The sequence below is a fragment of the Bradyrhizobium sp. LTSP885 genome, assembly GCF_000938305.1.
Lineage (GTDB): Bacteria > Pseudomonadota > Alphaproteobacteria > Rhizobiales > Xanthobacteraceae > Bradyrhizobium.
Map to the genome: position 1 here is coordinate 57,693 of NZ_JYMT01000027.1, position 14,132 is coordinate 71,824.

14 protein-coding genes are annotated in these 14,132 nt (G+C 63.6%); 8 read left to right on the forward strand and 6 right to left on the reverse strand.

The window, feature by feature from the left end; translation table 11 throughout:
* Positions 1 to 24 precede the first annotated feature (24 nt).
* The 8 genes from UP09_RS17945 (at position 25) to UP09_RS17980 (ending at position 6,996) form a co-directional block, all read left to right on the forward strand.
* Positions 25 to 666 carry a nicotinate-nucleotide adenylyltransferase gene (locus UP09_RS17945; RefSeq protein ID WP_044539579.1) on the forward strand — a complete coding sequence of 214 codons (642 nt, stop codon included), beginning with the start codon at positions 25 to 27 and terminating at the stop codon, positions 664 to 666.
* Between the two features lie 203 nt (positions 667 to 869).
* Positions 870 to 1,223: a ribosome silencing factor gene (gene rsfS, locus UP09_RS17950; protein WP_044539580.1), complete on the forward strand. Its 354-nt coding sequence runs from the start codon at positions 870 to 872 to the stop codon at positions 1,221 to 1,223.
* A 50-nt stretch (positions 1,224 to 1,273) separates the two neighbouring features.
* Entirely contained in the window at positions 1,274 to 1,756 is a 483-nt protein-coding gene (rlmH, locus tag UP09_RS17955) for a 23S rRNA (pseudouridine(1915)-N(3))-methyltransferase RlmH (protein WP_044539581.1), read from the forward strand.
* Positions 1,757 to 1,794: 38 nt separating this feature from the next.
* Complete coding sequence (locus UP09_RS17960; protein WP_044539582.1) at positions 1,795 to 3,156, forward strand: murein hydrolase activator EnvC family protein; 1,362 nt, start codon at positions 1,795 to 1,797, stop codon at positions 3,154 to 3,156.
* On the forward strand, positions 3,153 to 4,529 hold the full coding sequence (locus tag UP09_RS17965; RefSeq protein WP_044539583.1) for a S41 family peptidase: 1,377 nt from the start codon (positions 3,153 to 3,155) through the stop codon (positions 4,527 to 4,529). The genes UP09_RS17960 and UP09_RS17965 overlap by 4 nt, the downstream gene beginning before the upstream one ends.
* A gap of 156 nt (positions 4,530 to 4,685) precedes the next feature.
* Complete coding sequence (locus tag UP09_RS17970) at positions 4,686 to 5,897, forward strand: divergent polysaccharide deacetylase family protein (protein ID WP_044539584.1); 1,212 nt, start codon at positions 4,686 to 4,688, stop codon at positions 5,895 to 5,897.
* 77 nt (positions 5,898 to 5,974) lie between these two features.
* The gene (locus UP09_RS17975) at positions 5,975 to 6,478 is read left to right on the forward strand and encodes an RNA pyrophosphohydrolase (protein ID WP_044539585.1); all 504 of its coding nucleotides are present in this window, start codon (positions 5,975 to 5,977) and stop codon (positions 6,476 to 6,478) included.
* A 20-nt stretch (positions 6,479 to 6,498) separates the two neighbouring features.
* Positions 6,499 to 6,996, forward strand: coding sequence for an RNA pyrophosphohydrolase (locus tag UP09_RS17980; RefSeq protein ID WP_044539586.1), 498 nt, complete (start codon positions 6,499 to 6,501; stop codon positions 6,994 to 6,996).
* Positions 6,997 to 7,099: 103 nt separating this feature from the next.
* Here UP09_RS17980 and UP09_RS17985 read toward each other — a convergent pair whose 3' ends face one another.
* The 6 genes from UP09_RS17985 to UP09_RS18010 all read right to left on the reverse strand — a co-directional run bounded on the left by UP09_RS17985 (position 7,100) and on the right by UP09_RS18010 (position 14,034).
* Positions 7,100 to 8,743, reverse strand: coding sequence for an adenylate/guanylate cyclase domain-containing protein (locus UP09_RS17985; protein WP_044539587.1), 1,644 nt, complete (start codon positions 8,741 to 8,743; stop codon positions 7,100 to 7,102).
* 237 nt (positions 8,744 to 8,980) lie between these two features.
* Positions 8,981 to 9,388 (reverse strand): F0F1 ATP synthase subunit epsilon, encoded by a 408-nt coding sequence (locus tag UP09_RS17990; protein ID WP_044539588.1) that lies wholly within the window; start codon positions 9,386 to 9,388, stop codon positions 8,981 to 8,983.
* 86 nt (positions 9,389 to 9,474) lie between these two features.
* A complete protein-coding gene (gene atpD, locus UP09_RS17995; RefSeq protein ID WP_044539589.1) occupies positions 9,475 to 10,917 on the reverse strand; it encodes a F0F1 ATP synthase subunit beta in 1,443 nt (480 codons plus the stop codon).
* Positions 10,918 to 10,943: 26 nt separating this feature from the next.
* A complete protein-coding gene (locus UP09_RS18000) occupies positions 10,944 to 11,822 on the reverse strand; it encodes a F0F1 ATP synthase subunit gamma (RefSeq protein ID WP_044539590.1) in 879 nt (292 codons plus the stop codon).
* Between the two features lie 122 nt (positions 11,823 to 11,944).
* The gene (gene atpA / locus UP09_RS18005) at positions 11,945 to 13,474 is read right to left on the reverse strand and encodes a F0F1 ATP synthase subunit alpha (RefSeq protein ID WP_044539591.1); all 1,530 of its coding nucleotides are present in this window, start codon (positions 13,472 to 13,474) and stop codon (positions 11,945 to 11,947) included.
* Positions 13,474 to 14,034: a F0F1 ATP synthase subunit delta gene (locus UP09_RS18010; protein ID WP_044539592.1), complete on the reverse strand. Its 561-nt coding sequence runs from the start codon at positions 14,032 to 14,034 to the stop codon at positions 13,474 to 13,476. Before UP09_RS18010 ends, atpA begins: the two co-directional genes overlap by 1 nt.
* Positions 14,035 to 14,132 lie beyond the last annotated feature (98 nt).

Consider the following 14,132-nt stretch of genomic DNA (forward strand, 5'->3'; position numbering starts at 1 on the left):
TCCCCGACGCGGGCGGTAGAGCCATTGCAGCAAGCTCCGACCGCGCAGCGACCCGCAGCCCGCGCCATTCCGTTCTACACCAACGGCATGCGCATCGGGCTGCTCGGCGGCTCCTTCAATCCGCCGCACGCCGCGCATCGCGCCATCAGCCTGTTCGCGCTCAAGCGTCTGCAGCTCGATCGGGTCTGGTGGTTGTTGACGCCGGGCAATCCGCTGAAGGATCACAACGGCCTGCACGCGCTCGCCGAGCGCGCCGAGGCCGCGCGCCGCACCGCCGATGACCCGCGCATCGACATCAGCTGTCTCGAAGCTGTCATTGGTACGCGCTATACGGTCGACACGATCATCCACTTGCGCCGCCGCGTCTCCGGCGTGCACTTTGTCTGGATCATGGGCGCTGACAACCTTGCGCAATTCCATCGCTGGAAAGACTGGCGGCGCATCGCCTCGGATGTGCCGATTGCCGTGATCGACCGTCCGCCCGAAAGTTTCCGCGCGCTTGCCGCACCGGCCGCGCAGGCGCTTGCGCGCTATCGCATGCCCGAAAATCAGGCGATCCGGCTGGCTGATCAGCCGGCGCCGGCCTGGGTGTTCCTGACCGGCATGAAATCCAAGCTGTCTTCGACCGGCCTTCGGAACCCGGACGGGAGCTGGAGGACGGCGTGAAGGGCGTAAAGGGTTACTGGAATGTTGAAACCATTAACCCCACATGCGTAGAATGGTGCGCGGGCGCCGAGGATTCGGTCCCCGCGATACAGTGAAAGGAATGGTCCCTGGCCACATCTGTATTGTCAAAGTCTGTTTTACCCAAGGTTCCCAAGACTTCAGGTCTTAAGACTGCGCGTAAAACATCGACGAAAACCGCGGCCTTGAAGGCGCAACCCGACGCCGACAAGACCTTGAACCTGATCCTCTCCCGCCTCGACGATATGAAGGCGGAAGAAACGGTCACCATCGACCTTCGCGGCAAATCGGCATATTCCGACTACATGATCGTCACCTCGGGCCGGGCCAACCGGCACGTCGGCGCGATCGCGGAAAATGTGACGAAGGGCCTGAAGGAAAACGGGATCAAAAGCGTCCATGTCGAGGGCTTGTCCAATTGCGACTGGGTGCTGATCGATTCCGGCGACGTGGTCGTGCACGTGTTCAGACCCGAGGTGCGCGAGTTCTACAATCTCGAACGATTGTGGACTCAGAACCCGGCGGTCACGGCAGTCTGAGTTTCGTGAAGCCGATGCGAATCGGCTGAGGCGCATGGTAACGTGCGCTGATGCGCCTTGTCGTGATCTGCATCGGCCGTTTGAAACAGGGTCCGGAACGGGAGCTGGCCGAGCGCTACCGCGAGCGCTTCGACGATATCGGTCGCAAACTCGGCTTTCGCGGCCTCGACGTCCATGAAATTGTGGAAAGCCGTGCGCGCGATGTCAGCGCGCGCATCGCCGAAGAGGCCGCCGCCATCTCGGCGCTGCTGCCCGACAAGTTCACGCTGGTTGCGCTCGACGAGCGTGGCAAGAGCATCGATAGCGCAAGCTTTGCCCGGCAGCTCGGCCGCTGGCGCGACGAAGGAAGCGCAAACGCTGTCTTTACGATCGGCGGTGCGGACGGACTTTCGCCTGAATTGCAGCGCAAGGCTGCCTTACGTATTGCGTTCGGCTCGGCGACCTGGCCGCATCAAATGGTCCGCATCATGCTTCTGGAACAGATATATCGGGCCGCGACCATTTTGGCCGGCCACCCCTATCACCGCGCCTGAGTGCCGTGATGGACAATCGAGAACGCTGAATAAACCGGATGCAGCACAAGCGGGACATGCTTTCATACCCCGACGCCATCAGGCGCGGTTGGCTGCCCGTATCGCTTCTTTCAATTACCATGCTCGCCGCGAGTCCGCCGGCACCAGCGCATGCGCAAGCGATACCGCCGGCGCAACAGGCCGCAACACCGCCAGACATCATCAAGCAGCGCGAGCAGGAGCTCGAGGCCGCGCGCGAGCAGCAGCGCAAGGCGGCCGAGCTGCAGGAGAAGCTGAAGGCCGACATCACGGCAATCGGTCAGGACCGCAGCAAGCTCAATCAGCAATTGATCGACATCGCGGCCCAGGTGCGCAGCGTCGAGACCCGGATCGTAGAGACCGAGGCGCGTCTGCAACCGCTCGATGGCCGCGAGCGCGAAATCCGCTCCTCGCTCGATTCACGCCGTGCCGAGATCATCGAGGTGCTCGCAGCGCTTCAGCGCGCCGGGAGGCGCTCACCGCCGGCGCTGCTGGTGCGGCCAGAGGACGCGCTGCAATCGCTGCGCACGGCGATGCTGCTCGGTGCGGTGGTGCCGGAATTGCGCGGCCGCGCCGAGAAGCTCGCGACCGACCTCGGCGAGCTGGTCGCGCTCCGCAAGACCATCTCGACCGAACGCGACGCGCTCTCGCGTGACCGCGACAAGCTCAAGGACGACCAGACCCGCCTCGCAGCCCTGGTCGACGAGCGGCAGCGGCAGCAGAGCACAGCCGAAAAGGACATGGAGACGGAAGGCGCCCGCGCCATTGCGCTGTCCAAGCAGGTCGACAGCCTGCAGGGCCTGATCGCCAAGATGGAACAGGATCTCAAAAGCGCCGCGAAGGCCGCCGCCACGGCAAACCTCCAGGGCGCCCCCGCGACGGTCAACGGCAAGCCGAATCTGGGGGCCTTCAAGGACCAGGGCCGGCTAACCCCGGCGGTCGCCTTCGCCTCGGCCAAGGGCCTATTCGCCTACCCCGTGAATGGCGCCAAGATTCGCGATTTTGGCGGTTCCGACGGGGCCAGCGGCGTACAAAAAGGCATTTCTTTGGCCGCCAAGGCCGGCGCGCAGGTCACAACCCCGTGTGACGGCTGGGTCGTTTACGCCGGTCCTTTCCGCAGCTACGGACAACTCTTGATCCTCAATGCCGGGGGCGGGTATCATGTCCTGATCGCCGGGATGGAGCGGATTTCGGTAAACATTGGCCAGTTTGTGCTAACGGGAGAGCCGGTCGCGACCATGGGGTCCACGTCCCAGGTTGCATCCATTCTAGCGACCAATGCGAGCCAGCCAGTGCTCTATGTCGAGTTCCGGAAAGACGGCACTCCAATCGATCCAGGTCCATGGTGGGCCGCAAATGAAGGCGAAAAGGTTCGCGGATGATGCGCAAGACTTCTGTAATTCTCCTCAGCGCCGCCACCGGTGCGGCACTGACGCTGTTCATCACGCAGCCCCGCGCGGTGCTGATGGGATCGAGCGCGCGCGCCGCAACGTCTGACACCTATCGCCAGCTCAATCTGTTCGGAGACGTGTTCGAGCGCGTGCGCAGCGACTATGTCGAGAAGCCCGACGACTCGAAGCTGGTCGAGTCCGCGATCTCGGGCATGCTGTCCGGCCTCGATCCGCATTCGAGCTACATGGATGCCAAGAGCTTCCGCGACATGCAGGTGCAGACCCGCGGCGAGTTCGGCGGCCTCGGCATCGAAGTCACGATGGAAGACGGTCTGATCAAGGTCGTCTCGCCGATCGACGACACGCCGGCATCGAAGGCCGGCATCATGGCCAACGACATCATCACCAATCTCGACGACGAAGCCGTGCAGGGCCTGACGCTGAACCAGGCCGTCGAGAAGATGCGCGGTCCGGTCAACACCAAGATCAAGCTCAAGATCATCCGCAAGGGCCAGGACAATCCGATCGACGTCACGCTGGTGCGTGACAACATCCGCGTCCGCTCGGTGCGCGCGCGCGTCGAAGCCGACGATATCGCTTACATCCGCATCACCACCTTCAACGAGCAGACAACCGAAGGCCTGAAGAAGGAGATCGCCAATCTGCAGGGCCAGATCGGCGACAAGCTGAAGGGCTATGTCATCGACCTCAGAAACAACCCCGGCGGCCTGCTCGAGGAAGCCGTCACGGTCTCCGACGCGTTCCTGGAGCGCGGCGAGATCGTATCGACCCGCGGACGCAACGCCGAGGAAACGCAGCGCCGCGCCGCCCATCCGGGCGACCTGACCAAGGGCAAGCCGGTCATCGTGCTGATCAATGGTGGTTCGGCATCGGCCTCCGAAATCGTTGCCGGCGCGCTGCAGGACCACAAGCGCGCGACGCTGGTCGGCACGCGCTCGTTCGGCAAGGGCTCGGTTCAGACCATCATCCCGCTCGGCTCGGGCAACGGCGCGCTGCGCCTGACCACGGCGCGCTACTACACGCCGTCGGGCAAGTCGATCCAGGCCAAGGGCATCGTGCCCGACATCGAAGTGCTGCAGGACGTGCCGGACGAGTTGAAGGCGCGGACCGACACCAAGGGCGAGGCTTCGCTGCGCGGCCATCTGAAGAACGATGGCGACGAGAAGACCGGCTCGCAATCCTACGTGCCGCCGGACGCCAAGGACGACAAGGCGCTGAAGATGGCCGACGACCTGCTGCACGGCATCAAGTCGACCGCGAATGCGACGCCGCCGGCAGCGCCTGCTGCCGCATCCGGCGACAAGGCCGCGGCGGACAAGCCGGCCGAGAAATCCTCGAACTGATTCGATCGATCCATTTGGCGAAAAGGGCGGCCCTCGGGCCGCCCTTTTTGTATCTCGACCTCGCCGGTGTTCACCGGGCTCTGACGGGCCCCGCGGTCCGCGCGCGGGAACGCGCCGCATCGTGCTATCGTTCGCGCTGTTGATTCGGGGAGGCTCATGGCAGAGGCGGCCGACGAACTGAGCACGCCGCTTGGGCAGCAGACCGTTGGCAAGACGCGCCGGCTTCGCCTGCCGTTCACGGCGATGCAGGCGCTCGCCGTGCTGCTTGGGCTTGTGCTGGTCGGCTTCGTCGGCGTTGCGCTGTTCAACGACAATCCGCTCGGAGGCGAGCCGGTTGCCCATGTCGCGCTCCGCAAGGTGGAGACCCCCGCGGCGGCCGACAAGCAAGCGCCGGCCGCCCTGACTGAGCCGGCAGCCAAATCCGCCGCTCCCAAGTCGCCGGCGGCCGCCGGCGACGCCAAGACCGTGACCATCATCGATGGCTCCAGCGGCAAGCGCCAGGATGTGGTGATCGGCGCCGGCAATCCCGCCGACAAAACCGACGGCGACGCGCCGCCCGCGATGATGACGGGCATCGACCAGCGCCTGCTGGAGAAATCGCGCTACGGCATGATCCCGGTGGTCGCCGATGGCCTGAAACCCTTCACGGTCTATGCGGCTGACGCCGACCGCGCCAAGGCCGCCAAAATGCCCGTGGTTGCGATTGTGGTCGCAGGCCTTGGTGTCGGCGCCGCCAAGACCGCCGACGCCATCGTGAAGCTGCCGGCGGCCGTGACGCTGGCCTTTACGCCCTACGGAGCCGACCCCGGCAAGCTTGCCGAACGCGCCCGGTCGCAGCGCCACGAGATCCTGCTGCAGATCCCGATGGAACCGTTCGACTATCCCGACAATGATCCGGGGCCGCAGACCCTGCTGACCTCGCTCAACAGCGAGCAGAACCTCGATCGCCTCTACTGGCACCTCAGCCGCCTGCAGGGCTATGCCGGCATCGCCAATTTCATGGGCGCTCGCTTCGTCGCGACCGATCCCATGATGCAGCCGATCGTCCGCGAGGCGGCCAAGCGCGGCCTTGGCTATTTCGACGACGGTTCCACCCCCCGCAGCGTCGCCCAGTCGCTGGCCGCGGGCCAGGCCATGCCGTTCGCCAAGGCCGATTTCACCATCGATGCGGTGCCGACCTCGGCGGAAATCGACCGCACGCTGGTCAAGCTGGAGACGCTCGCCAAGGAACGCGGCACGGCCGTGGGCGTCGCCTCGGCCCTGCCGGTCTCGATCGAGCGGCTGAGCGCCTGGATCAAGACCCTGGAGTCCAAGGGCATTATGCTTGTGCCATTGACAACGGCCATGCTGAAATCAAAATCAGGCTAAAGATCAATCCGTTGGTGCGACTTCAGGCCTTGCCGGGGGGCGGGTCGGCGGCCCCAAGAGTACGAGGTATCGGCGGCATGGCACGTTACGAAGACCTGCCCTATCGGACCTGTGTCGGCATCATGCTTTTGAATGCGGCCGGACTGGTGTTCATCGGGCGCCGCGCGGGCGGCGTCGAACATGTCGACGAGACCCATGTCTGGCAGATGCCGCAAGGCGGCGTCGATCCCGGCGAGGACACGTTTCAGGCCGCCAGGCGCGAGCTTTACGAAGAGACCAGCGTCAAATCGGCGGAGAAGCTCGGCGAGGTCCCGGACTGGCTGATCTATGACATCCCGCGCACCGTCGCGGGCCGCGCCTGGAAGGGTCGCTATCGCGGGCAGCGGCAAAAATGGTTCGCCCTTCGCTTCACCGGCAAGGACAACGAGATCAACGTTGCCAATCCCGGGGGCGGGCACAAGGCGGAGTTCGTCACCTGGCGCTGGGAGCCGATGAAAAATCTTCCCGATCTGATCGTGCCGTTCAAGCGCCCGGTCTATGAGCGCGTGGTGAAGGAATTCGCCGGACTGGCGGCCGAATAGCTACCGAAGCAAACGCCACCATGTCATCAAGCAAGCCCTATCGCCCTAATGTGGGTATCGCGCTGTTCAACGCTGCAGGACGCGTGCTGATCGGCCATCGATTCAAGGATGACGGGCCGGAGATCGTCCTGCCCGGCCTCGATTGGCAGATGCCGCAAGGCGGTATCGACGAGGGCGAGGACCCGCGTCAGGCGGTCATGCGCGAACTCTGGGAAGAGACCGGGGCCGTCAGCGCCGATTATCTCGCCGAAACCGATTGGATGACCTACGAATTCCTGCCCCATGACGATCCGTCGCACCGGCTGGCGAAATTCCGCGGACAGCGGCAGAAATGGTTCGCGCTGCGGTTCACAGGACGCGATGCCGAGATCGACCCGCTGACGCCGCGCAACGGCCAGCCCGCGGAGTTCGATCAATGGCGCTGGGAGCGCCTCGACCGCGTCGCCGATCTCGTGGTCCCGTTCCGCCGCGACATCTATCGCGCCGTCGCCGCGCAGTTCGCCGAATTCGCGGGCTAGAACATTTTCGGTTCTGATTGAATCAGAACCGAAGCTCTAGATTCTTGTTCTGACGCATTTTCTTCACGCGAACCGGTGTCCACTTCGCTCGAAAACGCTCTAATTAGTTCGGGCCGACGGTGAATGGTCCAATCGCGATCACGTGGCAATCGCTATCGCGCTTGACGCAATCGCCAAGCGCGGCATTCACGGCCGCGGTCTCGTCGGCCGCCTTCAGTCCGAGCCCGGGTCGCCCCTGCGTTCCGACCGCGACCGCGTTCCAACCCGATGTCGCCTCGGCAAGCTTGTGCGCGATATCGCCCCGCTCGCGCGGCGTGATCACCGAACTGTCTTCTGCCTTGAAGAATCCGGTGACGCGCAGCGTCGTCGGGATCGGGACGACAAACACGTCATCAACGGCCACGATCATGCAGGGGACGCCGGCGAGTGCACCGCAAGCCTGCAGGTTCCGCCGCGTCGATTCTTCGAGTGTGTCCATGCCGGAGTTGAAGAAAAACTGGCCGCCCGGCCCAAGCGCGATCGTTCTCGATTTGCGCCCCGGCGCGAAGAGGCTCTCAAGGCGATTTCTGCCGGGCTCGCGCAGCATCGGCACATCCTTTGATGCGAACGGCTTTTCAACCAGCGAATCACGCTTGACCCAGGGCAGCGGCGGCAGCGGCGGCCCGCCGTGCGCATACACCACCGTGTTGCCGACTGCGTAAAGCTCGCACTTGCGCGTCGTGCCGGCATTGTCGGCGCGCTTCTGGCACTGCTCGAGCGCCGCGGTCTTCGCGGTATCCTCGTTCACCTGCCCCGCGATCCAGCCGATGAAGCCGTTGAGGTTGATGGCAAGAGCCTTGGCGTCGCCCGCCCCCGCATATTCAGTGGCGAGAAGGACGCGGTTACGGTCGCTGATGAAGGGAATGTTGTCGGCGGTGAAATGCTCACCTGACGGAATCGACGTCGGCGGAGCCGGTGTTGGAGTGGGCGCAGGCGACGATGTGACCAACGGTGTTGACGAGGGCGTTGGCGCCGGCGCGGCCGATGGCGTGGGCGCCAACGTCGTTGCGTTGCTCGCCACCACCGACGGCCTCGTGACCGATGTCTCCAGCTTGGTATAGTAGAGGAAGCCGCCGACTCCGATCCCCGCGAGCAGGACCAGGGTCGCAGCCACGGGCCACATCCAGGCCGGCGTATTGGCCGTGCCCGGCTTGATAGGCTTCTTGACCTGCGGGGTCCCGTAGGTGCCGTCCTCGCGCCGCATCGCCACCATGTAGGCATGCACGGGGGTCGGGATGTTCTTCACCTCCTGCGCGCCGATGTCGGCGAACTGCACCGACAGCTTGTTGGCGACCTGCTCATGAACGGCGCGCGACACGCAGATGCCGCCGACCTCGGCGAGGCCCTCGAGCCGCGCAGCGATATTGACGCCGTCACCGAGCAGATCGCCGTCGCGCTCGACCACATCGCCGATGGTGATGCCGATGCGGAAGGCCATCTGCCGGCTCGTCGGATAGGCCAGGTTGCGCGTGCGCAGGCTCTCCTGGATGTCGATCGCGCAGCGCACCGCTTCGACCGCACTGGGAAACTCCGCGAGCACCGCATCACCCGCAGTGTTGAAGATTCGGCCGCCGTATTTTGCAATGAAGTCGTCGGTGACCTGACGATAGGAGGCGAGCCGCCGCAGCGTCTCCTCTTCGTCCTCCGCAACCAGTCGGCTGTAGCCGGCAATATCGGCCGCGAAGATCGCCGCGATCTTGCGTTTCATGAAAACCCAGCCTCGATCTCTAATATGCCCCGCAGAATGCCGTCAGAAGCTCCCGGGCGCAACAAGCATTCAGCGCCCGCCATGGGTCTGGCGAGCGCTGAATTTGTTCGGGATTCAGTTGATGAACGGTCCGCCTAGAGCGTTTTCGAGCGAAGTGGATACCGGTTCGCGTGAAGAAAACGCGTCAAAACTAGAATCTAGAGCTTCGGTTCTGATTCAATCAGAACCGAAAATGCTCTAGTGCATGGCGGTCGTGTTGAGCTCGTTCTCGATGCTCTTGAAGTGATCGAGCCGCTCGATTGCATTGTCGAGCTCGGAGCCTTCCTTCTCGGCAAGCTTCTCTTCCATCCCCTTGATGGTCTCAGAGAACTTCGTCCGATCGAGATCCGCAATCGCGGTCGCGACGTCGGCGAGCACGGTGAGGCCCTTGTCCGACATCTCGGCAAGACCGCCGAGCACGATCACCTTCTCGCGCTTGCCGGCAGTGATGATCGTCAGGATGCCCGGGCGAACCGCAGCGACGACAGGAGCATGTCCGGCGAGGACGCCGAAATCGCCTTCCACGCCGGGAACGTCGACCTGATCGACCTCGCCGGAGAAGGCGAGCTTTTCGGGAGAGACGAGATCGAAGTGGAAGGTCGTCATGTAAAACCTGCGAATGGGGAATAGCGAATGGTGAGTGGCGGAACAGGAGCAGCTATTCGCTACTCCCTATTCGCCATTCGCCTGTCTTACGCCGCCTCGGCGGCAAGCTTCTTGCCCTTTTCGACGGCTTCTTCGATGGTGCCGACCATGTAGAAGGCCGCTTCCGGCAGATGATCGTACTTGCCCTCGCAAAGGCCACGGAAGCCCTTGATGGTGTCGGGGAGATCGACGAACTTGCCCGGCGAACCGGTGAAGACTTCGGCGACGAAGAACGGCTGCGACAGGAAGCGCTCGATCTTGCGGGCGCGGGCCACGGCGATTTTGTCTTCTTCCGACAATTCGTCCATGCCGAGAATGGCGATGATGTCCTGCAGTGACTTGTAGCGCTGCAACACCTGCTGGACCATACGGGCAGTGGTGTAATGCTCCTCGCCGACAATGTGCGCCTGGAGCATGCGCGAGCTCGAATCGAGCGGATCCACGGCGGGATAGATGCCCTTTTCCGAGATCGCGCGATTGAGGTTGGTGGTCGCATCGAGATGGGCGAACGTCGTCGCCGGCGCCGGATCGGTGTAGTCGTCGGCAGGCACGTAGATCGCCTGGATCGACGTGATCGAGCCCTTGGTCGTGGTGGTGATGCGCTCCTGCATCGCGCCCATGTCGGTCGCGAGCGTCGGCTGGTAACCCACCGCCGAAGGAATACGGCCGAGCAGCGCCGACACTTCCGAGCCGGCTTGCGTAAAGCGGAAGATGTTGTCGACGAAGAACAGCACGTCCTGGCCCTGGTCGCGGAAGTGCTCGGCAACCGTCAGGCCGGTCAGACCGACGCGGGCACGGGCGCCGGGCGGCTCGTTCATCTGGCCGAACACCAGCGCGCACTTCGACTTCACGCTCGGATCCGGATTGTGCGGATCGGCGTTGACCTTCGATTCGATGAACTCGTGATAGAGGTCGTTGCCTTCGCGGGTTCGCTCGCCGACGCCGGCGAACACGGAATAACCACCGTGCGCCTTCGCGACGTTGTTGATCAGTTCCTGAATCAGCACGGTCTTGCCGACGCCGGCGCCGCCGAACAGGCCGATCTTGCCGCCCTTGGCGTACGGCGCGAGCAGGTCGACGACCTTGATGCCGGTCACGAGAATTTCCGCTTCGGTGGACTGCTCGGTGTAGGTCGGCGCCTCCTGGTGGATCGCGCGCATGGCCTCGGCCTTCACCGGACCGGCTTCGTCGATCGGCTCGCCGATGACGTTGATGATGCGGCCGAGCGTGCCTTCACCGACCGGCACCATGATCGGCGCTCCGGTGTCGGAGACTTGCTGACCACGAACCAGACCTTCGGTGGTGTCCATCGCGATGGTACGCACCGTCGATTCACCGAGATGCTGCGCGACTTCGAGCACCAGGCGATTGCCGCCGTTCTTGGTCTCGAGCGCGTTGAGAATCGCCGGCAGCTTGCCTTCGAACTGCACGTCGACGACGGCGCCGATGACCTGGGTGACGCGACCGTTCTGGTTGGCTTCTGTAGCCATGGATTGTTCTCCTTCGAAAATCTGCCTTAGACCGCCTCGGCGCCGGAGATGATTTCAATCAGCTCCTTCGTGATCATGGCCTGGCGGGTCCGGTTGTAGATCAGGGTTTGCTTGCGAATCATTTCGCCGGCGTTGCGGGTCGCGTTGTCCATCGCGCTCATCTGCGCACCGTAGAACGACGCATTGTTTTCGAGCAGCGCACGGAAGATCTGCACCGCGAGGTTACGCGGCAGCAGCCCGGTGAGGATCTCGTCCTCTTCCGGCTCGTAGTCGTAGGAGGTGGCCGGACCAGCGTGCGCCGTAGGCGTCGCCACTTCCAGCGGGATGACCTGCTGTGCGGTCGGGATTTGCGAGATCACGGACTGGAAGCGCGAGTAGAACAGCGTGCAGACATCGAATTCACCGGCGTCGAACCGCGCCAGTACCTTCGTGGCGATGTCCTCGGCGTTGACGAAGCCGAGCTGACGCACCGAACGCAATTCGAGATGCTCGACGATCTGCCGATCGAAGTTACGGCGAAGCTGCTCATAGCCCTTGCGGCCGACGCAGAAGAACTTGACCTCTTTGCCTTGCGCAATCAGCGAATTTGCCCGCTCGCGCGCGAGGCGCACGATGGCCGAGTTGAACGCGCCGGAGAGGCCGCGCTCGCCGGTGCAGACCAGGAGCAGGTGCACCTGATCCTTGCCGGTGCCAGCCAGGAGCGGCGGTGCGCCGGGCGAGGCGCTGGCAGCGGCGGCGATGTTGGAGATCACCGCGTCCATCTTCTCGGCGTAGGGCCGTGCCGCCTCGGCAGCATTCTGCGCGCGGCGCAGCTTCGAGGCTGCGACCATCTGCATGGCCTTGGTGATCTTCTGCGTCGCCTTGGTCGAGGCGATGCGGACCCGCATGTCTTTCAGTGACGCCATTCTTCGTCCACCCCGGCGATCCGACCGCTGGGGTCAGTCGCAAGCCTCTCTGTTCGTCACGCCCGGCGAGCCGCCGGGCGAAGCCGTTAATTATGCAAACGTCGCCTCAAGCAAACGTCCTCTTAAGCAAACGTCTTGGCGTAGCCTTCGACCACCGACTTCAGCTTGGCCGCGCTGTCGTCGGAGAGATCACGGCTGTCGCGGATCGCATTGAGGATCTCGACGTTCTTGCCACGCAACAGCGACAGCAGGCCGTCCTCGAACGCGCGCACCTTGTTGAGCGGGAGCGGATCGAGATAGCCGTTGGTGCCGGCCCAGATCACGCAGACCTGCTCTTCCATCTTCAGCGGCGAGAACTGCGGCTGCTTCAGGAGCTCGGTGAGGCGCGAGCCGCGATTGAGCAGGCGCTGCGTCGAAGCGTCGAGGTCGGAGCCGAACTGCGCGAACGCCGCCATTTCGCGGTACTGCGCGAGTTCGCCCTTGATCTTGCCGGCGACCTTCTTCGTCGCCTTGGTCTGCGCCGACGAACCGACGCGCGACACCGAGAGACCGACGTTCACGGCAGGGCGGATGCCCTGGAAGAACAAATCCGTTTCCAGGAAGATCTGGCCGTCGGTGATCGAAATCACGTTGGTCGGAATGTAGGCCGACACGTCGTTGGCCTGGGTTTCGATGACCGGCAGCGCGGTCAGCGAGCCCGAGCCGTGATCCTTGTTGAGCTTGGCCGCGCGCTCGAGCAGGCGGGAATGCAGGTAGAACACGTCGCCCGGATAGGCTTCGCGGCCCGGCGGGCGGCGCAGCAGCAGCGACATCTGGCGGTAGGCGACGGCCTGCTTGGACAAGTCGTCATAGATGATCACGGCATGCATGCCGTTGTCGCGGAAGTACTCACCCATGGTGCAGGCGGTGAACGGCGCGATGTACTGCATCGGCGCCGGATCCGACGCGGTGGCCGCGACGATGATCGAATATTCGAGCGCGCCCTGCTCTTCGAGGACCTTGACGAATTGCGCGACGGTGGAGCGCTTCTGGCCGATCGCGACATAGACGCAATACAGCTTGAGATTCTCGTCCGGCTGCGCGTTGAGCGGCTTCTGGTTCAGGATGGTGTCGAGCGCGATCGCGGTCTTGCCGGTCTGGCGGTCGCCGATGATCAGCTCGCGCTGACCGCGGCCGATCGGAATCAGCGCATCGATCGCCTTCAGGCCGGTCGCCATCGGCTCGTTCACCGACTTGCGCGGAATGATGCCAGGCGCCTTGACGTCGACGCGCTTGCGTTCGGTGGCCTGGATCGGGCCCTTGCCGTCGATCGGATTGCCGAGCGCGTCGACGACGCGGCCAAGCAGGCCCTTGCCGACCGGCGCGTCCACGATGGCGCGGGTACGCTTGACGGTCTGGCCTTCCTTGATCTCACGGTCGGCGCCGAAAATCACGATACCGACGTTGTCCGTCTCGAGGTTGAGCGCCATGCCGCGCGTGCCGTTCTCGAACTCGACCATTTCGCCGGCCTGAACGTTGTCGAGGCCGTAGACGCGGGCGATACCGTCACCGACCGACAGCACCTGTCCAACTTCAGTGACCTCGGCTTCCTGACCGAAATTCTTGATCTGGTCCTTGAGGATCGCGGAAATTTCCGCGGCGCGGATGTCCATCAGCCTGCCTCTTTCATCGCATTCTTGATCGAATTGAGTTTGGTGCGAAGCGAACTATCCACCATGCGGCTGCCGAGCTTGACCACCAGGCCACCGATAATGGAGGGATCGACTTTCACGTTCAGCGCGACGTCCTTGCCCGTCACTGATTTCAGTGCGGTCTTCAGCGCGTCGAGATTCTTGTCGTTGAGCTGTTCGGCGACGGTGACTTCCGCAGTCGCCTCACCCTTGTACTTCGCCACCAGCGCGCGATAAGCCCGGATCACATCGGTCACGGCGAACAGCCGGCGATTGGCGGTGAGCACTTTCAGGAATTTTGCCGAGATGCCGGTAATAACGGCCTTGTCGAGCACTGCGGTCAGCGCCCTTGCCTGGGTGTCCGCCGAGAATACAGGGCTACGTACAAGACGACTGAGGTCGGCGCTCTCGGTGAGCAAGGCCTCGAATCGCTCGAGATCGGCTTTCACTTCATCGACGGATTTTTCGTCGCGCGCCAACTCGAACAAGGCCGTCGCATAACGACCGGACACTCCCGAAACGGACGGATCTTCAGCAGCCACGAGCTCGCTCTTTTTTGCTGTCAAACTCGCAAGGGAAAAACCGTCGCCACCAAAGCAGCGCCTAGCGATCCAAGCCCTTGGAATTCAAGCGGGACTTC